The 19,830-nt window shown below is 47.0% G+C and carries 18 protein-coding genes; 5 read left to right on the top strand and 13 right to left on the bottom strand.

Annotation, left to right across the window (positions count from 1 at the left end):
- Positions 1 to 51: 51 nt before the first annotated feature.
- The 8 genes from NBH07_RS04000 to trpB all read right to left on the bottom strand — a co-directional run bounded on the left by NBH07_RS04000 (position 52) and on the right by trpB (position 7,955).
- Positions 52 to 1,194 (bottom strand): iron-containing alcohol dehydrogenase, encoded by a 1,143-nt coding sequence (locus NBH07_RS04000; RefSeq protein WP_005857849.1) that lies wholly within the window; start codon positions 1,192 to 1,194, stop codon positions 52 to 54.
- Positions 1,195 to 1,236: 42 nt separating this feature from the next.
- Positions 1,237 to 2,010: a tryptophan synthase subunit alpha gene (gene trpA / locus NBH07_RS03995; RefSeq protein WP_009017216.1), complete on the bottom strand. Its 774-nt coding sequence runs from the start codon at positions 2,008 to 2,010 to the stop codon at positions 1,237 to 1,239.
- Between the two features lie 25 nt (positions 2,011 to 2,035).
- Positions 2,036 to 2,749, bottom strand: a complete 714-nt coding sequence (locus NBH07_RS03990; protein ID WP_009017217.1) for a phosphoribosylanthranilate isomerase — start codon at positions 2,747 to 2,749, stop codon at positions 2,036 to 2,038.
- Positions 2,746 to 3,540, bottom strand: a complete 795-nt coding sequence (gene trpC, locus NBH07_RS03985) for an indole-3-glycerol phosphate synthase TrpC (RefSeq protein ID WP_005857844.1) — start codon at positions 3,538 to 3,540, stop codon at positions 2,746 to 2,748. The genes NBH07_RS03990 and trpC overlap by 4 nt, the downstream gene beginning before the upstream one ends.
- Positions 3,541 to 3,556: 16 nt before the next feature.
- Positions 3,557 to 4,552: an anthranilate phosphoribosyltransferase gene (gene trpD, locus NBH07_RS03980; protein ID WP_008779673.1), complete on the bottom strand. Its 996-nt coding sequence runs from the start codon at positions 4,550 to 4,552 to the stop codon at positions 3,557 to 3,559.
- Positions 4,553 to 4,721: 169 nt separating this feature from the next.
- The gene (locus NBH07_RS03975; RefSeq protein WP_009017218.1) at positions 4,722 to 5,288 is read right to left on the bottom strand and encodes an anthranilate synthase component II; all 567 of its coding nucleotides are present in this window, start codon (positions 5,286 to 5,288) and stop codon (positions 4,722 to 4,724) included.
- Positions 5,289 to 5,347: 59 nt separating this feature from the next.
- Positions 5,348 to 6,751 (bottom strand): anthranilate synthase component I family protein, encoded by a 1,404-nt coding sequence (locus NBH07_RS03970; protein WP_039848642.1) that lies wholly within the window; start codon positions 6,749 to 6,751, stop codon positions 5,348 to 5,350.
- A 10-nt stretch (positions 6,752 to 6,761) separates the two neighbouring features.
- Positions 6,762 to 7,955 (bottom strand): tryptophan synthase subunit beta, encoded by a 1,194-nt coding sequence (gene trpB, locus NBH07_RS03965; protein ID WP_009017220.1) that lies wholly within the window; start codon positions 7,953 to 7,955, stop codon positions 6,762 to 6,764.
- A gap of 446 nt (positions 7,956 to 8,401) precedes the next feature.
- Here trpB and NBH07_RS03960 point away from each other — a divergent pair, with 446 nt between their 5' ends.
- Together NBH07_RS03960 and NBH07_RS03955 are read left to right on the top strand one after the other, a co-directional pair.
- Entirely contained in the window at positions 8,402 to 9,835 is a 1,434-nt protein-coding gene (locus NBH07_RS03960; protein WP_009017221.1) for an aspartate ammonia-lyase, read from the top strand.
- Between the two features lie 118 nt (positions 9,836 to 9,953).
- Positions 9,954 to 10,889, top strand: a complete 936-nt coding sequence (locus NBH07_RS03955) for a sugar phosphate isomerase/epimerase family protein (protein WP_009017222.1) — start codon at positions 9,954 to 9,956, stop codon at positions 10,887 to 10,889.
- Positions 10,890 to 10,939: 50 nt separating this feature from the next.
- On the opposite strand, the gene NBH07_RS03950 is transcribed toward NBH07_RS03955, so the two are convergent.
- The 3 genes from NBH07_RS03950 to NBH07_RS03940 form a co-directional block, all read right to left on the bottom strand.
- The gene (locus NBH07_RS03950) at positions 10,940 to 11,512 is read right to left on the bottom strand and encodes an RNA polymerase sigma-70 factor (protein WP_005857830.1); all 573 of its coding nucleotides are present in this window, start codon (positions 11,510 to 11,512) and stop codon (positions 10,940 to 10,942) included.
- 66 nt (positions 11,513 to 11,578) lie between these two features.
- Positions 11,579 to 12,325: a 2,3-diphosphoglycerate-dependent phosphoglycerate mutase gene (gene gpmA, locus NBH07_RS03945; RefSeq protein ID WP_009017224.1), complete on the bottom strand. Its 747-nt coding sequence runs from the start codon at positions 12,323 to 12,325 to the stop codon at positions 11,579 to 11,581.
- A gap of 14 nt (positions 12,326 to 12,339) precedes the next feature.
- Entirely contained in the window at positions 12,340 to 12,708 is a 369-nt protein-coding gene (locus NBH07_RS03940) for a DUF488 domain-containing protein (RefSeq protein ID WP_005857809.1), read from the bottom strand.
- Positions 12,709 to 13,077: 369 nt separating this feature from the next.
- Here NBH07_RS03940 and NBH07_RS03935 point away from each other — a divergent pair, with 369 nt between their 5' ends.
- Together NBH07_RS03935 and NBH07_RS03930 are read left to right on the top strand one after the other, a co-directional pair.
- Positions 13,078 to 14,301 carry a site-specific integrase gene (locus NBH07_RS03935; protein ID WP_022459668.1) on the top strand — a complete coding sequence of 408 codons (1,224 nt, stop codon included), beginning with the start codon at positions 13,078 to 13,080 and terminating at the stop codon, positions 14,299 to 14,301.
- Positions 14,298 to 14,672: a hypothetical protein gene (locus NBH07_RS03930; protein ID WP_250833463.1), complete on the top strand. Its 375-nt coding sequence runs from the start codon at positions 14,298 to 14,300 to the stop codon at positions 14,670 to 14,672. The genes NBH07_RS03935 and NBH07_RS03930 overlap by 4 nt, the downstream gene beginning before the upstream one ends.
- A gap of 967 nt (positions 14,673 to 15,639) precedes the next feature.
- On the opposite strand, the gene NBH07_RS03925 is transcribed toward NBH07_RS03930, so the two are convergent.
- Together NBH07_RS03925 and NBH07_RS03920 are read right to left on the bottom strand one after the other, a co-directional pair.
- Entirely contained in the window at positions 15,640 to 16,173 is a 534-nt protein-coding gene (locus NBH07_RS03925; protein WP_118141604.1) for a HEAT-like fold family protein, read from the bottom strand.
- A gap of 10 nt (positions 16,174 to 16,183) precedes the next feature.
- The gene (locus NBH07_RS03920) at positions 16,184 to 18,277 is read right to left on the bottom strand and encodes an outer membrane beta-barrel family protein (RefSeq protein ID WP_250833462.1); all 2,094 of its coding nucleotides are present in this window, start codon (positions 18,275 to 18,277) and stop codon (positions 16,184 to 16,186) included.
- Between the two features lie 480 nt (positions 18,278 to 18,757).
- Between NBH07_RS03920 and NBH07_RS03915 the strand changes: the two genes are divergently transcribed.
- Positions 18,758 to 19,777, top strand: coding sequence for a FecR family protein (locus tag NBH07_RS03915; RefSeq protein ID WP_009017225.1), 1,020 nt, complete (start codon positions 18,758 to 18,760; stop codon positions 19,775 to 19,777).
- Positions 19,778 to 19,830: the final 53 nt, after the last annotated feature.

Genomic DNA, 19,830 nt, shown 5'->3' with positions numbered 1-19,830 from the left:
ACCCTTTTGAGGGGATGAGACGGGGCACGCCCCGTCTCTACAAGTTGTACGTTATTTACAGCTCTCCAATATTTCCCGTGCCACGCTACCCGTTACATTCTTCGCCTCCCCGAAGGCGGCGTTTCGTTCATTGAAGCGATTCTCTATCTCGGTGATCGTCGCATCGCCAATCTTCTCTTGGCTGAGGCGGGTAGATAAACCGAGGCTTTGGAAAAATTGCTCAGTCTTCTCGATGGCTTGGCTTACCCGTTCCTCTGTTGTTCCACTATTGATACCCCATACCCGTTCGCCGTATTGCAGTATCTTGCCCTCTTTCTGCTTGCGTAGGGTGCGTAAGGTTCCGGGGAAGACGATCGCTAGAGTCGCTCCATGCGTCAATCCGTGAAGGGCGGTTAGCTCGTGTCCGATCATATGGGTAGCCCAGTCCTGCGTTACGCCCATAGCGATAAAGCCGTTCAAGCCCATCGTGGCGGATAGCATGAAATCTGCCATCAGGTCGTAATTCCTCGGATCTTCCTTGATCTTCGGGGCGATCTCAACCAAGGTACTTAAAATACTTTCCGCCCAATGATCCATCAAGCGGGATTGGTCGGTCGTAGTCATATATTGCTCCATCACGTGGACGAAGGTATCGGCGATACCGCAAGACACTTGATACGGGGGGAGGCTGAAGGTCGTCTCCGGGTCCAAGATCGAGAACACGGGGAAATTACTGTAGAACGGGAATTTCTCTTGCGTCTCTTTCCGGGAGATCACGGCCCCGCTATTCATCTCGGAACCCGTGGCGGGCAGGGTCAGTACGGTACCCATGGGCACGGTATGATAGTAATACCCTTTCTGTACCAATTCCCAAGGATCACCGTCGTACTGGATGCCGGCGGAGATTAGCTTCGTCCCGTCTATGACGGAGCCACCGCCTACCGCCAATAGAAAATCCACCTGCTTGCCTTTCGCTATCTGGATAGCTTCTCGCAAGGTCTCGATGGTGGGATTAGGCTCGATGCCCCAGAACTCGATATAGTCACGATCCTTTAGCGCCTTGATCACTTGGTCGTACACACCGTTTTGCTTTACGCTACCTCCTCCGAAGGTGATCATGATGCGATGCACCATCGGGATGGCCGTACTCAGTTTCTCAATCATGCCCTTACCGAATAATAAACGGGTTGGGTTGTGAAAAGTGAAGTTATTCATAGGACTATTTACTGTTTTTATATGTAAACATGAATAGGGTTCCTATTGTTTTAGGGCTTCCAGTAACTTATCGACCGCCTCGGCGGGAGTAGCTTCGCTCTTTAGTAACTGTACGAACTTACTGCCGATGATGGCACCGGAAGAATGGGCTATCGCCGCCTCGAAAGTGGCTTTATTGCTGATGCCGAAACCTACCAAGCGGGGATTCTGTAGGTTCATGGCGTTGATACGACGGAAATAGGCCTGCTTCTGCTCGTTGAAGTCTTGTTGGGCTCCGGTCGTGGCTGCGCTGGATACCATATAGATAAACCCGCTGGTATGGGCATCGATCAGCCGGATTCGTTCCTCGGAGGTCTCTGGGGTGATCAGCATGATCATTTTTAGGTCATGGCGATCGGCGATCTCCTTGTAGTCGGAGATATAATCGGCATAAGGCAGGTCGGGGATGATCATTCCGTCTACGCCGGCCTCTATGCAACTCTCGCAGAATTTCTCGAAACCGTATTGCATGATGGGGTTCAGGTAGCCCATCAAGATGATCGGGATCTGTACTTCGCTCCGGATCTCTTTCAATTGCTCGAATAAGAGATGCAGTGACATCCCGTTACGCAACGCTTGCGTGGCGGCCTCTTGGATGACAGGGCCGTCTGCCATCGGGTCGGAGAAAGGGATTCCTACTTCTACCATGTGGATACCTTTAGTCTGTAAGGCTTTTAAGATGCTTGCCGTATCGTTTAAGTTCGGATAACCGGCGGTGAAATAGACGGAGAGTATTCCGTCTTTCTGGGTCTGGAATAAGTTTGTGATGCGATTCATTTTGAATTCTATTTTAAAAATACTATCAGACGGTGGGAGACGGGGCACGCCCTGTCTCTACAGCTGGATGTAAAATTTGTTGGATGAAATTCTTTAGTTTGTCGACGTCTTTCAATCCCGGCTCAATCTCGAAGCCACTGTTGAGGTCGATACCTGCGAAACGGGGATGCCGGAAGTTCCGGATCGCCTCTGCGTTTTCCGGACGGATGCCTCCGCTGAGCAAGAAGGGAGTCTCTCCTTTATACTCGGTTAGGATGGACCAATCGAAACGTTTGCCTGAGCCTCCATAGCCCTCGCATCTCGTATCGAAAAGGAAATAATCCACCCGGCCCTCATACTCCCTTGTTTTTTCGAAGTCCTCTTTCGTAGCGATGGGGAAAGCCTTGATCAAGGAATAGCCCCTTTTTTGCAAGGTGTGGCAATCTTCCGGCGATTCGTTACCGTGAAGTTGGAGATAGTCTAGCTTGTAGGCGGAGGCTTTCTCCATCATGGACTCGATGGTAGCGTTGACGAAAACGCCCACTTTTTTAGTTGATAGTTGACAGTTGACAGTTGACAGTTGCGACAAGCGGTATTTAACTGTCAATTGTCCACTGTCCACTGTCCACTGCTTCGTCGGGCTTTGCCCGATGAAGCGCGGGGAGCGTTCGTAGAAGATGAGGCCGATCCAGTTGACGGCTAGGGCGGAGACTTCTTGGATGTTCCGGGAGTCTCGCATTCCGCATACTTTGATGATCATGCCAGTCCTCCTATAAAATCGGCTAGGGTATCGCCCGGCCTCTCGGTTTTCATGAAGGTCTCTCCGATCAGGAATCCGCGGAAACCGGCCTCACGCAATCGGCGTACGGTATCGGTCTCGGAGATTCCGCTCTCGGACACTAAAAGAGGGGAGAAGCCTCGCATCTTATCGACCAACTTGAATGAGTTGTTTACGTCCGTATGGAAGGTGCCGAGATTGCGGTTGTTCACGCCGAGCATATCGATATCCGCATTCAGGTATTTGAGCTCGTCCTCGCTATGGACTTCCAGCAAGACTTCCAATTGCAGGCTATGGGCGGTCTCGGCGAGTACCCGGCATTCTTCTTCTGTAAGGGCGGCGGCGATCAACAAGACAGCGTCGGCGCCTATCACCCGGGCTTGGAAGAGTTGGTAGGTATCGATGATGAAGTCCTTGCGAAGTAACGGGAGATCCACCAGCTTGCGGGCCTTTTGCAAGTCGCCCAAGGAACCTCCGAAGAAATCCCCGTCCGTAAGGATCGAGCAGGCGGAGGCGCCTCCGGCCTCGTAAGCGGGCACCACGTCGGCGATATTCGCACCCGGATGCAGCCAGCCTTTGGAGGGGCTTTTACGCTTGAACTCGGCGATAATACCGGAGGGGGATGATTCCAGCGCCGCACGCATGGAACGTGTGTCACGCTCCATACGGTCGCTACCTAGAGCCAATAAGGTCTGTAAGCTTACGGCCTGTTTTTGCCGGGCTACCTCGATGCGCTTATTGGCGATAATATCTTGTAAGATGTCCTTTTTCATAGGATATGTTTCTTTATCAATGGTTCAAAGATATAAATTTACGGAATGTAGCCAATGCTTTTCCGCTTTCCAGTGATTCACGTGCCTCGGCGATACACGTCTCGATCTTTTTCTCAGGACAGATCACTTGGATGGCGAAGGCGGAGTTGGCGATCACGCAGCTCTTTTGGGCCTCGGTAGCCCTGTTCCCTAATACGGCGTCGAAGATACGGGCCGCTTCCTCCGGGGTCTCGCCGCCGTCGAGGTCCGCTTCCGTGCAACGTTTGAATCCGAGCATCTCCGGGGTATAAAGCTTCTCTTTCTCCGGCATGGCTACCTTGAAATCGGCCGTGAGGGAGATCTCGTCGTAACCGTCCAAGCTATGTACCACGGCGAAACGGGTACCGCTCTCTTGATACGTATAATTATATAGGCGGAGTAGCGGGAGGTTATATACGCCTAACAATTGGTAAGTAGGCATGACCGGGTTGACCAGCGGGCCGAGCATATTGAAGAAGCTGCGCACGCCGAGGCTCTTCCGTACCGGAGCTACCGCTTTCAGCGCCGGGTTGAACAAGGGGGCGTGGAGGTAGGCGATATGGCAGGTATCCATGGAGGTACGTAGCTTATCGATATCGTTCGTGAATTTTACGCCGTGTTGCTCCATCACGTTGCTGGCACCGCTCACCGAGGTAGCCCCGTAGTTACCGTGCTTTACGACATGGTAACCGGCACCGGCCACTACGAAGCAGGAACAGGTACTGATGTTGAACGTGTTTTTCCCGTCGCCTCCGGTACCTACGATATCGATCGGCTTGTATTCGCTTAGATCTACCGGTACACGCATCTCCAGCAAAGCTTCCCGGAATCCGGTCAATTCCTCTACGGAGATACTGCGCATCAGGAATACGGTGATCAGGCTGGCGATCTGGGAATCGTTGTAGCGTCCCTCCGCTATGTTCTGGAGGATATTCCGGGCTTCTTCCCGGCCTAGATATTGGTGCTCGAATAATCTGTATAAAATCTGTTTCATGTCTGTAATGTGTTGAATGATAAATTATTGCAGTTTTGCGATATTTCTTTATCGAAAAACTTTTGTTTCTCTAGGGGAAAACTAATGTTTCTTGCTTGAGAAACATTAGTTTCACTATAGGGAAACTGATGTTTCGTTAGGAAGAAACTATAAGTGCCTTAGGAGGTAATTAGCGTTTCAGCCAGTTCTCTAAAATTGTCTTCCCTTTGGGTGTCAACACGGATTCCGGATGGAATTGGATACCTCGTACATCATACTCACGATGGCGCAAGCCCATGATCTGTCCTTCTTCCGTATCAACCGCCGTGATTTCCAGACAATCCGGGAAGTTTTCCTTGGAGACCGCCCAAGAATGATAACGCCCAACACGTATACCCGGTTCCAGTCCCTCGAAGATAGGATCTTTAGCGACAATCCGTATATCGGAGCAAACGCCGTGATGCACGTCGGTAAGGTTTATCAATGTGGCGCCGAATGCCTCGCCGATGGCCTGCTCGCCTAGGCAGACACCTAGGATGCTCTTTGTCGGGGCGTACCGGCGGATCAAGGGGAGGAGGATGCCGGCTTCCTCGGGGATGCCCGGTCCCGGGGATAGTAAGATCTTATCGAAACGCTCTATCTCTTCCAAGGAGATCTTGTCGTTGCGGTGTACCTCTACGTCCGCACCCAGTTCCTTCAATATATGTAGCAAATTGTAGGTGAAGGAATCGTAATTATCAAATAATAATATCTTCATTTTATATGTATTGTTGTTGTTGTAGAGACGGGGCGTGCCCCGTCTCTACAACCGGATAATCAATTGATTAATTTCTCCGCTAGGTCTATCGCCTTCTTCAAGGCTCCCAGCTTATTGTTTACCTCTTGTAATTCACGCTCATCGTTGCTTTTGGCCACGATCCCGGCTCCCGCCTGATAGTAAAGTACGTTGCCACGGCTGACGAAGGTACGGATCGTGATCGCTTGGTTCAAATCACCGTCCAGACCGATAAAGCCGATACAGCCGCCGTAAGCGCCCCGGTTATGATGCTCGATGTCGGTGATCAGTTGCATGGCCCGTACTTTGGGGGCACCGCTCAACGTGCCGGCGGGGAAGGTATCGACGTAGGTCTTTACCGGGTCGCTATCGGCGTTGATCTCGCCGCTCACACGGGATACGAGGTGGATGACGTGGCTGTAGTATTGTACCTCCTTATAGAAATCCACTTGCACGTCGTGGGCGTTCCGGCTTAGGTCGTTGCGGGCGAGGTCTACCAGCATCACGTGCTCGGCGTTCTCCTTGGGGTCGGCTAGCAGGGCCTCGGTACGTTGTTTGTCTACCTCGATATTACCGGTACGGAAAGCGGTCCCGGCGATCGGGTCGATGCTGGCGTGTCTGCCCGTTACCTTGCAATGCGTCTCGGGGGAAGAGCCGAAGATACGGAAACCTCCGAAATCGAAGTAGAACAAATAAGGAGAGGGATTGATGCTGCGAAGAGCCCGGTACACCTTGAAGTCGTCTCCCTTGAACGGTTGCTCGAAGCGACGGCTCAATACGATCTGGAAGACATCTCCCCTGAGGCAGTGCTTGATGCCTTGGCGGACCATCGCCTTGTATTCCTCGCCGGTGATCGGGGAGGTCTCGGGACCCGCTGTCTGGAAGTTGTAGGAGGCGAAGTTACGGTTCTCTATCAATGTCTCGATTTCTTCCAGCTGGCTAGCCTCGTCCTCTTGGAGCATCTCCACTAGGGTCAGCTCGTTCTTGAAATGATTGAAGACAAGGATATACTTATATAATATGTATAGCATATCGGGGGCGTCGTTCTCCTCGTGATGAACTTCCATGACCGGGATGTTCTCAAAATAACGGACGGCATCGAAAGCCGTGTAGCCGAATAATCCGCAGACCTTCTTGTCCGCTCCCTCCACCTTGAAGCGGCCGAGGAAAGCGTTCATCGCCTCGGGTACGTTATAGTCTTCGGTGAGCGGGGTAACCTCACGGGTCTCGTCCGGGAAGGTAGCCGTGCATTCCCCGTTGTTGATACCGATGCTCGCCAAGGGGCGGAGCGCTATAAAGGAAAGGCTATTCTCGTTTCCGTGGAAGTCCGAGCTTTCCAACAGGGCCGATTCCGGGTAGATATCCCGCACTTTCAGATAGATGCTTACGGGAGTGTGAAGGTCGCCCATCACCTTCTTGCTTATTGTCCTAAAGGTATAATCCATCATATAATTTTCAATTTTCAATTTTCAATTTATAATTAATGTAAGTGTCCATATCTTTATCGCCACGGCCCGAGACAGTCAGTACCACCACCTCTTCCGGCTTGAAGTTTACCTTGGCCAAGGCTCCCAAGGCATGGGCGCTTTCCAAGGCCGGAATGATTCCTTCCAGACGGGTCAACTCGAAAGCGGCATCCAACGCCTCGTCATCATCGACAGCTAGGATTTGCGCACGGTGCTCTACGGAGAGGTTCGCGTGGATCGGGCCGATGCCCGGGTAATCCAAGCCGGCGGAAACAGAATAAGGCTCCTCGATCTGCCCGTCCTCGTTCTGCATGACCAAGGTACGTGCCCCGTGGATAATGCCCTCCTTGCCCAATTGGATCGTAGCGGCGCTCATGCCGGAGTGGATGCCCTTGCCGCCGGCCTCGGCCAAGACGATCTTCACCCGCTCGTCGTCCACGAAATGATAGATCGTACCGGCTGCGTTACTTCCCCCGCCTACGCAGGCGATCAGGTAATCCGGGTGATCCCTTCCTTCCTTCTCCAGCAGTTGCTTCTTGATCTCCTCGCTGATAACGGATTGCAGCCGGGCTACCATATCCGGATAAGGATGGGGCCCTACCGTAGAACCGATAATATAATACGTATCCGAAGGATGACAGCACCAGTCACGAATCGCCTCGTTTGTGGCGTCTTTCAAGGTCATGTTGCCCGAGGTCACGGGCACGACGGTAGCTCCCAGCATCTCCATCTTCTGTACGTTGGCATGTTGGCGTTCCACGTCTGTCTTCCCCATATAAACGATACATTCCATATTCATCAAGGCACATACCGTAGCCGTAGCCACTCCATGCTGTCCTGCACCCGTCTCGGCGATGATACGGGTCTTCCCCATGCGGCGGGCTAGGAGGATCTGGCCGATCGTATTGTTGATCTTATGTGCTCCGGTATGGTTCAAGTCTTCCCGTTTCAAATAGATCTTGCATCCGTACTTCTCGCTCAACCGTTTGGCCAAGTAAAGAGGGGAGGGGCGGCCTACATAATCACGCAATAACTGATCGAACTCTTCCTTGAAGCTATCGCTCTCCAACACTTGCAGATAGGTGTTCTGTAAATCTTCCACGCATTGATGAAGGATCTCGGGAACATAGGCCCCGCCGAACTCACCATAGTAACCTTTCTTGTCAACTTGATACGTTTTCATCTTTTGATTTATGATTTATGATTTATTATTTCCAAGTAAAAAAAAGAGGCCTGCCGCAAGTGCGACAGACCTCTTTATATCTTTATGTAGTGCTTATATATACATACGAGTCTTCGTCCCTTACGACCTTTTGAGTTGTACGGAGCGCCACCACCAATATGTATTTACTACGAATGTTCTCATGACTCTGTTTTGTTATTACGGCAGCAAATATATGGAATCTTTGACAAACAGCAAATAAAATCGTGCTTTTTTATGAATGAGATAAAAAAGATCAGAAGGTCTATTAAAACTGCTCTGTTGACAAATTGTAATTCATTGAGCCTTACGTAGACGTGTATTGGTGTTTTTGGTATTTGTTTTTATTATTTCAAAGAATAATTTGCTTTCAAAATAATAGTTTCTACCTTTGCGGAAACAATAAGAAAACGATTAATATTTCTAATATGGATACTAAATTAACTGGAAAAACTCGCATAGAGAGCGATTTGATCGGCGCTCGTGAAATCCCCGCCGAAGCATTATACGGAGTTCAAACCTTGAGAGGAATCGAGAATTTCTCGATCAGTAAATTCCGTTTGAGCGAATATCCTTTATTCATTAAAGGATTAGCTATAACAAAAATGGCGGCTGCCATGGCTAACTTTGAATTAGGCTTGCTTACCGTGGAGCAAAAAGACGCTATCATCGCCGCTTGCGGGGAGATCATCGATGGCAAGCATCACGACCAGTTCCCGGTGGATATGATCCAAGGCGGAGCGGGTACGACTACAAATATGAACGCGAATGAGGTAATCGCCAACCGTGCCTTGGAATTGATGGGGCATGAGAGAGGTGAATACCAATACTGCTCACCGAACGACCATGTGAACTGCTCGCAATCCACGAACGACGCATATCCGACCGCTATCCATGTCGGTATGTATTTTAAGCATCTTCAATTGCTTCCCCATTTGGAGGAATTGATCGCCTCTTTCCGTAAGAAAGGGGAGGAGTTCTCGCAAATTATCAAGATGGGACGTACGCAGTTGGAGGATGCCGTACCTATGACGTTGGGACAGACCTTTAATGGCTTCGCCAGCATTTTACAGGATGAGATCGCTCACTTGAATGAGGCCGCCGCCGATTTCTTGGTGGTTAACATGGGAGCTACCGCTATCGGTACGGGTATTTGTGCCGAGCCGGGATACGCGGAGAAATGTATCGCGGCTTTACGTGAGATAACCGGATGGGATATCCGTCTCTCCTCCGATTTGGTAGGAGCTACCTCGGATACTTCTTGCTTGGTAGGCTATGCTTCCGCCATGAAGCGGGTTTGCGTGAAGATGAATAAGATATGTAATGACCTTCGCCTGTTGGCAAGCGGCCCTCGTTGCGGTTTGGGTGAGTTTAACTTGCCTGCTATGCAGCCGGGTTCGTCTATCATGCCGGGTAAGGTGAATCCGGTGATCCCGGAGGTGATGAACCAGATCGCTTATAAGGTAATGGGTAATGAGCTATGCGTGACCATGGCTGGGGAAGCCGCCCAGATGGAGCTGAACGCCATGGAGCCGGTGATGGCACAATGCTGCTTCGAGTCCGTGGATTTGCTGATCAATGGTTTCGATACCTTGCGTACCCGTTGCGTGGACGGTATTGTCGCTAACGAGGATCGTTGCCGTGAGGAGGTACATCATAGCATCGGCGTGGTGACGGCCTTGAATCCGGTAATCGGCTATAAGAACTCGACCAAGATCGCGAAGGAGGCGTTGGAGACCGGCGTTAGCGTTTATCAATTGGTACTGGATCATGGTATCTTGACCAAGGAGGAATTGGATACGATCTTAAGCCCGGAGAATATGATCAAGCCGGTGAAGTTGGATATCAAGCCTCGTCGTTAATCGAGTCCTTATTATATAATGTATACCGTTTGTAGACCGTATAGGTGGATTTTTCCATCCTATGCGGTCTTTTTTAGATTATAATCTCTATCTTTGGACTGACTTAATTCTAATAATTATGACAAATAGACGAGATTTTTTAAAGAACGCGTCCCTTTTTACCTTGGGTGGCTTGATGGCCGGAAAGGTCGGGAGCGCAGATGCGGCTAAACCTGTCACTTCTGAAACGATGGCCGCTAAGACAGTTGGTTTACAAATCTATTCTTTAGGCAAGGAACTTTATGCGGATGTACCCGGTGGATTGAAAAAGATCAAGCAAATGGGGTACACGAATCTGGAATTGGCCGGTTACAAGGAAGGCAAGATCGGCGGTGTAGACATGATGGAATTCAAGAAGATGGTGGATGATGCCGGATTGAAGATCACCAGTTCCCACGTGAATCCTCCGGTACGTGAGTACACGAAGGCCAATCGCTCCCAGATCTCCGAGTATTGGAAGAAGACGGCTGATGACCATGCCAAACTAGGCGTGAAGTACCTGATCCAGCCCGGGCAACCGAGTACCCGTAGCACCGAGGAAACCGCTTTCGTCTGCGAGATTTTTAACGAGGCGGGTAAGATCGTGAAAGCGGCCGGTATTCCTTTCGGCTATCACAACCATGAGATGGAGTTCGCCAAGGTAAATCCGGGTAGTACGGAGGCCAAGCTGGGAAGGCGTGTGAAAGGAGATTGCATCTATGAGTTGTTCTTGAAGAATACTGATCCTTCGCTTGTATTTTTCGAGATGGATGTTTATTGGGCCGTGATGGGACAACAAGATCCGATAGAGTGGTTGAAGAAATATCCGAACCGTATTAAGGTATTGCACATCAAGGACCGTGCTATTCTAGGCGAGTCCGGGATGATGAATTTCGAGAATATATTCCGGCAAGCTTACGCGAATGGAATCAAGGATTATTTCGTGGAGTTGGAGGGTATGCCTGACGGACGTTCCCAGTTTGAGGGCGTGAAAGGCTGCGTGGATTATTTATTGAAAGCACCGTTCGTGAAATAAGTCTTTTGACTCATTAAAAAAACGCTCATGGCGGTAGGATGCTTCCTCCGTTATGAGCGTGTTTGTTCGTAAAGCAGCCATACCAATAAAGGGATATAGTCCTTTAATTTCGTCCGTAATATCTTGAGCGCTTGAGAGATGCGGTATGCGATTGTTTTGGGGGATACGCCTGTCCGCTCGGCGATCTCGTTGTAGGTCATTTCCTCGAAACGGTTCATCTCGAATGCCTTACGGTATTCATCCGGGAGCTCCCGGATGGCCTTGGAGGCCAAGGCCATCAGTTCTCCTATATAAAAATCAGGATTCTCGAATTGTTCTTGGAACTTGGCGTACAGTCTCTCGTGCACTTGTTGCTTAACCTGTATGTGGCTGATCGTATTGAGGCATTTATTGCGGACAATCGTGAAGAGGAGTGATTTCAGGGACATGTCCGCTACTAGGGATTTTCGGTTTTCCCACAGCCACATCATCACGTCTTGTACGATCTCCTCCGATTCTGGTACTGTTACATATTGGGAGGCGAAGGCGCACAATCCCCGGTAATATTGTTTGTACACGGTGTCGAACGCTTGTTCGTCTCCTGCGATAAGTTCTAGTGAAATTCGTTCTGCGTTCTCGTCCACAATAGTGTTTAAGTTTGTTTGGTTGCAAACTTAATGAATAATTCCGGATAAGAGGCATGAATCCCGCTACTTTTTCTTTCCTTGGTTGGCTACGGCTTCCATGAGTTTCTTGATTTCCTCCGGGTCGCCAAGGAAATAATCATTCACGAGTTTTAAGTCATCATCGAACTCGAACACGTATGGAACGGCTGTTGGGAGATTCAGATGAACGATCTCTTCATCGGAGATGTTTTTTAAATATTTGATGATTCCCCGCAAGCTGTTTCCGTGAGCGGCGACAAGGATCTGGTCGGCGGTCCGGAGCGTCGGGAAGATAACCTCTTTCCAATAAGGGAGAATCCGCTCAACCGTATCTTTCAAGGATTCCGTACGGGGCAACTCTTTATCCGGCACGTCTTTGTAGCGGATATCGAAGCGAGGGTTACGAGGGTCGTCTTCCGATAGGGGAAGCGGGGCTATATCGTAACTGCGACGCCAGATCAAGACCTGCTCGTCTCCATACTTTTGGGCGGTCTCGCTCTTGTTCAACCCTTGTAGCGATCCGTAATGTTTCTCGTTCAGCGTCCAGCTCTTCTCCACCGGGATCCAGTCTTGGTCCATGCGATCCAATACACAATTCAAGGTTTTGACGGCCCGTTTTAAATAAGAGGTATAGGCTTTATTGAACACATATCCTTTTTCTTTCAATAGGTTGCCGGCCCTATAAGCTTCGGCCACGCCTTTTTCTGTCAAATCCACATCGGTCCAACCGGTGAACCGGTTCTCTTTATTCCATATACTTTCGCCGTGGCGAAGCAATACGATACTTTTCATAGGTCTTTTTATTTTTATGATTTGTTTTTTTCGAAATCCTCGATGACTTCTTTTAATATAGGTAGATGACTATGTTGTACATCCTTCGCTGCCGTGAGGAAAGTGACAACCGGATGCTTCTCGATCTCTCGTAAGAAAGGAATGAAATCCGGGTTCTGCTTGATCTCCATCCCGTAGCGACCTTGGAATACTTCCCAATGCCTGTCTTTATCCTCGTGGAACCATTGGCGTAACTCCTTGGATGGAGTGATGTCTTTTCTCCATTCGTCAAACTTCGCATCCTCTTTCTTCAGTCCTCTGGGCCATAGCCTGTCGAGAAGAATGCGATAACCATCCGCCTCACTTGGCTCCTCATAAATCCGTTTTAAAAGAATCTTTACCATTAGAAGTCTCATTTTGTGGTAAAACAGTAGAAAGAGGGATATTGTTGAGCCTTTCTTTAGGAACGGTATTTTTGCCATTATTCAATTTTTTTGAAAAAGAATGACTAAAAAAGCAAAAAATAGCAGATTTGAGCTTTTGTTTTGAGTTTCAAGTGGTTGTGGCAGTCGTTGGCTTTTTGTGGCATTCGTGAGGAAATGCGAAAATGGCGGATTTGAGAAGTAGAAACGCTTTCAAGTCATTACCTCAAAGAAACGCTCTAATAAGCATTTTTAACGGCTTCGGTTTTTACTTCTCAATTCTGCACAGGTTGTGAATTTGCCATGCAACTCTCATGATTTAATTTTGCACAGAACAAAAAGCAAGGAATTATGAGAAGTACATTCAAGACAGTCTTCTATGTAAACGGAAGCAAGGAGAGAAACGGAATTGTCCCTATCATGGGACGTGTGACAATCAACGGAACTATCGCACAGTTCAGTTGCAAGCTGAGCGTGACCAAAGCGATATGGGATGCCAAGGGCAACAGAGCCAAAGGCAGAAGCAAGGAAGCCAATGAGGTGAACTTTGCGCTTGATAACATCAAGGCTCAAATCGCTAAGCATTACCAACGGCTTTCCGACCGTGAGGCGTTCGTTACCGCTGAAATGGTGAGAAACGCATATCAAGGCATAGGTACGGAGTATGAGACATTACTCAGAGCTTTTGACAAGGAGAACGCAGCCTTTGCCCAACGCGTGGGAAAAGACCGAGCTGTCCGAACCTACCGCAAGTATCTGACGGTAAGAAAGTACGTTGCCGAGTTCATCAAATTTCAGTACAAGCGCAGCGATATGTCCATGAATGAGCTTACCGAGGAGTTCATCCGTGATTTTTGTCTGTATTTGAAGAATGTCATTGGACTCACGCAATCTACCATTTGGATATACTCCATACCATTGAAGCATATCGTCACGGCAGCACACTACAACGGCAAGATACAGAGAAATCCGTTTGCCATGTACCACGTTGACCCAGACCACAAGGAGCGTGAGTTCTTGACAGAGGAAGAATTGGACATATTTGCAGGAATAGAGTTGGAAAATCCCAACTTTGCTTTTGCGAGAGACTTGTTTATGTTTGGTTGTTGGACAGGTATCTCTTTCGTTGACATCAAGAATCTTACAGAGGACAATGTTGCCATTATAAGTGGGTCTCCATGGATAGTTTCTCAGCGTCAAAAGACAGGCGTACCATTCAAAATTAAACTGATAGATGCAGCCATACAGATAATTGAACGTTACAAGCCATTGAGAAAAGATATGCACTTGTTTAATATTGGCTCACTTGACATGGTAAACAAGCGTATAAAGAAAGTGGCAAAAATGTGTGGCATCAAGAAGCGAATTTCATTTCATGTAAGCCGGCATTCGTTCGCAGTTTTGGCTTTAAACTACGGTATGCCGATAGAGAGTGTAAGCAAGATACTGGGACATACGGACATCGCCACAACACAAATTTACGCAAAGGTGACAAGTACTAAATTGGAGCATGACATATCAGCTTTTGAAAGTCGAATCAAGGGGCATATGCCGACAATGGGGGGAATGGCATGAAAAGGACTGTAATCACCGTGGACGGAAATGGAATGTTATCCATTCCGTCCAACTTGCAAGACTTGTGGATGAGTGAGGGTGAATTGGTTGATATGCTCCATGTCACCGCCCCGAAACTCCATGCTGTGATAAGGTCGATATACGAGGAAGGTTTGTTGCCCATGTCGGAAGTCCAACAGAAACAGGAAACCTCCAAGGGCATTTGGCAAACGATGTATGGTTTCCCGATGGTTGTTGCCCTTTGTTTCCGTATAAACTCATACGGGGCAGCTCGGTTTCGTGTCACCATCTTCAAGAGATTGTACGGGGCAAAAGAGAAAAGTAGTGTCATTATCCTACAACTCAATAGAAGAACAACCGCCTTTAGTTGAATGTCCTCTTGCTTGTTTGTTGGCTTGGCGCTGTCGTACTGTCGTGAATAAGTACTGAAGCATAAGCATGACATTCTTACTTGTAGGGGGATTAGTTCTGTTCATAAAAATGACGGACAAAACACCCCTTATTTTTGTTGAATTGTTGAATATGATGAAAGAAGTATTGAACATCAGGCATTTACGGCTCAACATATTCTCAACAAATCTCTCAACAAAAGAAAGATAATGTTGAAAAGAGAAAACCCTGAACACCATTCCTTTCTTTCTTTTTTGCCCAGTAATTTGTTGTGTAGAGCTATTTGTTGAGAGTTTGTTGAGGGTATAAGTGGTTGGTTCTCATAAAGATAACACCTATCTTCAACAATTCAACGTTTTACATGCCCTCACTTGGTACGCTGTAAAATGTGCTTGTGGATTAATTGGCAACCGCTCTATTCTCCGAAATGGTTGCAGCAACGTTCCTTGGAGGCTTTGCGCCTCCAGCCACTTGGGCGAACCTCCGCAGTGTTTTAGCATGGCATTAGATTTATGCAGACTATACCGAGGACACACAGCACACATAACACACTCGGCATAGTTCACAAAGGAAATCAACAACACACAACTGAAACACTTGGCAAGTTTCACACTGAAAATATCACCTTTTCCTTTGCAAACTCCATGTACAAAGCAGCTTGTGTCTGTGACCTTGTTCTTTCAATGTGGCAGCTTTGATGTTTGGCGCAAATTGAGAGAATTAAGGTCTGCAACCTTGGGCATGGAAAGCCGAAAGGCAAATATCTCGTCTTTTGTTCTTAGAGGAGGGAGCGAGGTTATGTTTTGGGAACCCCAAAACTCCTCGCTCCACCATGAGGGCGGAGAATTTTTGCTCCCAACGGTCGCAGATAGTGAGTGTACCAACTATAAGCAGCATATCGAATGGCAAACATACAGAAACAAGATTATTCTTTGCGTAAATGTTACATTAAGACAAAGAATGCTTCCTTTTTATTTTCATCAATATCTGCCTTTTTGCGGAAGCTAATCCAGGGGATAGCGTCTCTTGTTCCAACATGTCCAATGCCATCTTTAACTCGCTGAGAAGTTCGGGATAATACTTCATTTGCTCATAAGCAAGCTTCATGCAATAGGCTCGTATAGCATAGGGTTGAGCGCAAGCGGTAATCTTACTTACACAGAAGTCTATGAAATCCGAGTGGAGGAATTCTTCTTCAAACGGTTGGCGTAAGAGAAGATTAAGCATTAGACGGCACTTCCCAACATGTTCTTCTTTCATCACTCGGTCAATCAGCTCATCATGTTTGCTGTAAAGCCACTCATTATTTGCTAAATCAAAATTTGATAGAACGTGCAGTGCATTGAATGCTACACGATTATCCTCATCGAAAGTGAGCCGATAGAACTCTTCCTTTCGGTGGTCATTCTTATCACCTTGAGTGAGAAAGCACAGCTCAAGGATATTATCCTTGCTTATTCTACCAAATAGTTTTTGTTTCATATCATGTGGCTTAATGTCCCATTCTTGATGTATCAACTTCCTTTACTTTCTTTTCTTTGTAGCCTCCGAACTTATAGATGACAGCAAAAGTGGCAGTAGCCCAATTATAGTTTACTTTCATACGGTAATCTTGATTGCCTTGTACGGAGCGGGTGTCTGCCTTGTTGTTGAAAATATTGCTGCCATTGATGCGCAATCCCCATTTTCCATCATGTGAAGTCCATTGTAATTTGGCGTTCATTCTAAAGATTGGACTTATATCATAAACACCTTGTATTGCTTTTGACTGAAAGAAAGGGTTTAGTATGAGGCGCAAGTCTTGTGTGCGGCAAAGTTTTATAGATGCAGTACCTCCAAGAGCTGCCGTCAGTTTCTTGCGGTTGAATGGCAAATCGAAGAAATGGTCACTTTTGGCATGCTTGTAGATTCCAACGGCAAACACATTGCCATTGAGCCATTTGCCTGCGCTGAATATTGCAGAGGCTTGCAATCCAAAGCTATTTTCGTAGTTGAAGTTAGTTTCTTTCATTATTACCGCCATGCGGTCTGTTGGCTGGTATGGCATCTGCACAGAATAATCTGGCTTCAAATTTGCAAAAGCCATCAAAGTATAGCGTCTCTTTATCTGCCACATAAAGTTGACATTATAATTTGAGTATGGTTTCAAATCGGGATTGCCATGTATCTCAGTATATGTTGATGAGTAAAACACGCTGCTCATTGTTGACCAATAACTCGGGAACTCAGAGTTAGAGCTGAACGACAAGTTGAGTAAATGATTCTCGTTGATATTCCACAGGGCGTTGAGTGAAGGATATATGCGCCATTTGTCCCATATCGGGGAGTGGTATTGCTCGGCAGCTACGGATGCTTCAATACTAATCGCCTTGTTTATCTGTTTGCTGAAACCTGCATATATATTCCATATCCGTTCGTTGATGTCCACACTGCTTGTTGCATTAGGCAGAATATTTCCCTCCTTATCGAGGGTGTTCTGATAACTCTTGTTGCTTGTGAACTGTCCCTTTACGCCATACGACAATCCCCAGCCATGTGCCAAAGAATGGGTTTGGTCTGCCGTGAACATCCATTTGCTGATTGTCTGTTCACTGCCACTTGTAAGGTTGCGTTCCGTTTCTGTCGTATTTTCATTTGTATAAATCGTACCGTCAAGTTTTTGTTGTTGGGGGGTACGATAATTCGTGTATGAACCATTAATATTAAGTCCAAAAGGAAGTGAGTAGTTTACATCAACATTGTGCAGATACTCATGGCTGTCATTATGCATTCCGCTTTCACTTGAGCCTGCGGTGTTGCTGTTGGAACAAGACTTGTCCCATTTACCTGTATAGGCAACTTCAAGACGATGATTCTTGCTAAAGGCGTAATTCATGCCAAGTCGGTAGTTATGAGCAATTCCAAATGATTTCTGACATGTTTCGTCGTTGTAGTGTACCCGTTCGTTACCCAACGGATGGTTGGCTATGCGTGAAGACTCACCGTATGAATTGCCGTCAACATATTGATATTGTGCATCCAACCCAAACTTTCCTCTTTGTATAGAAAGGTAAAAATCACCAAATCCTTCTGCATATTTGCTTTGCTGTAATCCTCCAATTATCTGTCCAGACAACTGATTAGTACCTGCATAATCTTTCGTGACGATATTTATAGCCATGCCACGAACATGATAACGTGCGGGAGCTGCAAGCATTACCTCTGCCTTTGCCAATTGTGCGGCAGGCATAGCTTTCAATCTGTCCGTCAACTGTTCTTGTGTCAGAGTGGTCGCCTGTCCGTTGATAATAAGCGTCACCTCATTGCCGGAAAACTTTATGCCACCATCGGCATCGCTAACACCTGGAATGCGGGTGAGAGCCTCATAAGCGTTGTCGGCAGGTAGTTGCTTCATAAGTAACGGCATGTTATAGGATAACATACCTCGCTCAGCCTTGACGATAGGACGCGAACCTTTGACCATTACTTCGGGAAGGTTGTGCATCATATTCTCCATTGTGAGCGAATCATTCTGCGTCTGAGTTTGAGCTTTCACGTTAGCAACTGAAAGCAGAAATAATCCTAAAAGGAATACTTTATTGTCCATATTTTACCTTTCTAATCTACATTCTCTTTCTATAACTTTCAAAAGTACGAAAAAAAATCCATAAACGAGAACGTTTTGCTTTGTATTGTAGGAATGAGGACGACATTTAACATTTCTCTTACTTTTAATGCCGTATATGAAATTTATCTATGCTGCATAGACAATGTGTTGCTACATTTGGAATAAGCACACTTCCAACCCAAAATTAATAATCTATAAAAACAAAGCAAAAAGTGTCGTTTTTCAGATTTTAGGTTTAACTTTGCATCCGAAAAGAGTTGTTTGGCAAGCAAGGCAAACTTATGTAGAATGTAGAAGTTAAAACTATTGCCAAGTCATTACCTCTATTGAGGAAAGACACTCATAAATCGCTCATTTTAAGCTATTCAGAAGATTTTAGCAGAATTTTCTTGAAAAAAATCGTTTTTTTGTTTAGTACATCTTTTGTCTTAACTGTATTAATTATAGAAACAAGAAAAAATGGAAATAAACGAAGACATATTGATCCGATACATCAATGGGATGTTGACCGAGGAGGAAGCTGCGGAGGTGAAAAACTGGCGGGCCGCCTCTCTAGAAAACGAGAAACTGTTGGAGCAGGTCTATTTTACAGCTCAAGTGGCAAGTCGCCTAAAAGTCATGCGGACCGTGAACCCGGACGAGGCGTTGTCTCGTTTTAAATCAAGAATCCATAAGAAAGAGAAAAGATTAGCTTTAAGACAAGTGTTAGGTGTTATTCAACGGGCTGCGGCCGTGTTATTCATTCCAGTCTTTCTTTTATCCGCTTATTTGTTCATACAGCAGGGTCAAGGGAACGTGCGTACGCTAGCCGTACGCACGAATCCTGGGGTGGTTTCGGCATTCGATTTACCTGACGGTTCTAAGGTTTGGCTGAATGCCAATAGCGAATTGAGATATCCTTCGGACTTCAATGCGGATACCCGTACGGTGGAATTAACCGGACAAGGATATTTCGAGGTGACGAAGAATGCCCATAAGCCTTTTATTGTGAAAGCGGATAAAGATTACTCGGTAGAGGTGTTGGGTACTTCTTTCAATGTATCCGCTTACAAAGACGAGAGTATGATAGAGACCACCTTGGTAGAGGGATCGGTAAAGTTGAACGTCGTGTCCGGAGGAAAGCGAATGACACAGATGTTGAAGCCAAACGAGAAAGCTGAGTATCAAAAGGGTGCTGACAAGATCAAGGTGTTCGACGTGAATACCGAATATGACACGGCTTGGAAGAACGGGGAGATTATCTTCAGGAACCATCCGATGGATAAAGTATTGAAAACGCTGGAACGTCATTATCACGTAGTATTCGAGGTGAAAGATAACGAGATACTCAAGTCCATAATAACAGCCCGTTTCAAGGACGAGCAATTGCCTCAAGTATTGGAATACCTGAAATTGGCGTCGGGAATCCAGTATGCGATACATAAACCTACCGTTAAGGACAGTGGATCGGGAACCTCAGTCGTGGAAATATCAAAATGAGAAATAATGTGTAACCTTCTAAAATACGTCTGCCCATGAAGAAAGAATAAATA

Source organism: Parabacteroides sp. B2-S-102 (genome assembly GCF_023656665.1).
In the GTDB taxonomy this organism is placed as follows: domain Bacteria; phylum Bacteroidota; class Bacteroidia; order Bacteroidales; family Tannerellaceae; genus Parabacteroides; species Parabacteroides distasonis.
This window is presented reverse-complemented; position numbering and strand designations above follow the sequence as displayed.

Bases quoted from the DNA above. Each gene is read 5' to 3' on its own strand.
- NBH07_RS04000 (WP_005857849.1), bottom strand. From the start codon at position 1,194: ATGAATAACTTCACTTTTCACAACCCAACCCGTTTATTATTCGGTAAG.
- trpA (WP_009017216.1), bottom strand. From the start codon at position 2,010: ATGAATCGCATCACAAACTTATTCCAGACCCAGAAAGACGGAATACTC.
- NBH07_RS03990 (WP_009017217.1), bottom strand. From the start codon at position 2,749: ATGATCATCAAAGTATGCGGAATGCGAGACTCCCGGAACATCCAAGAA.
- trpC (WP_005857844.1), bottom strand. From the start codon at position 3,540: ATGAAAAAGGACATCTTACAAGATATTATCGCCAATAAGCGCATCGAG.
- trpD (WP_008779673.1), bottom strand. From the start codon at position 4,552: ATGAAACAGATTTTATACAGATTATTCGAGCACCAATATCTAGGCCGG.
- NBH07_RS03975 (WP_009017218.1), bottom strand. From the start codon at position 5,288: ATGAAGATATTATTATTTGATAATTACGATTCCTTCACCTACAATTTG.
- NBH07_RS03970 (WP_039848642.1), bottom strand. From the start codon at position 6,751: ATGGATTATACCTTTAGGACAATAAGCAAGAAGGTGATGGGCGACCTT.
- trpB (WP_009017220.1), bottom strand. From the start codon at position 7,955: ATGAAAACGTATCAAGTTGACAAGAAAGGTTACTATGGTGAGTTCGGC.
- NBH07_RS03960 (WP_009017221.1), top strand. From the start codon at position 8,402: ATGGATACTAAATTAACTGGAAAAACTCGCATAGAGAGCGATTTGATC.
- NBH07_RS03955 (WP_009017222.1), top strand. From the start codon at position 9,954: ATGACAAATAGACGAGATTTTTTAAAGAACGCGTCCCTTTTTACCTTG.
- gpmA (WP_009017224.1), bottom strand. From the start codon at position 12,325: ATGAAAAGTATCGTATTGCTTCGCCACGGCGAAAGTATATGGAATAAA.
- NBH07_RS03940 (WP_005857809.1), bottom strand. From the start codon at position 12,708: ATGGTAAAGATTCTTTTAAAACGGATTTATGAGGAGCCAAGTGAGGCG.
- NBH07_RS03935 (WP_022459668.1), top strand. From the start codon at position 13,078: ATGAGAAGTACATTCAAGACAGTCTTCTATGTAAACGGAAGCAAGGAG.
- NBH07_RS03930 (WP_250833463.1), top strand. From the start codon at position 14,298: ATGAAAAGGACTGTAATCACCGTGGACGGAAATGGAATGTTATCCATT.
- NBH07_RS03925 (WP_118141604.1), bottom strand. From the start codon at position 16,173: ATGAAACAAAAACTATTTGGTAGAATAAGCAAGGATAATATCCTTGAG.
- NBH07_RS03920 (WP_250833462.1), bottom strand. From the start codon at position 18,277: ATGGACAATAAAGTATTCCTTTTAGGATTATTTCTGCTTTCAGTTGCT.
- NBH07_RS03915 (WP_009017225.1), top strand. From the start codon at position 18,758: ATGGAAATAAACGAAGACATATTGATCCGATACATCAATGGGATGTTG.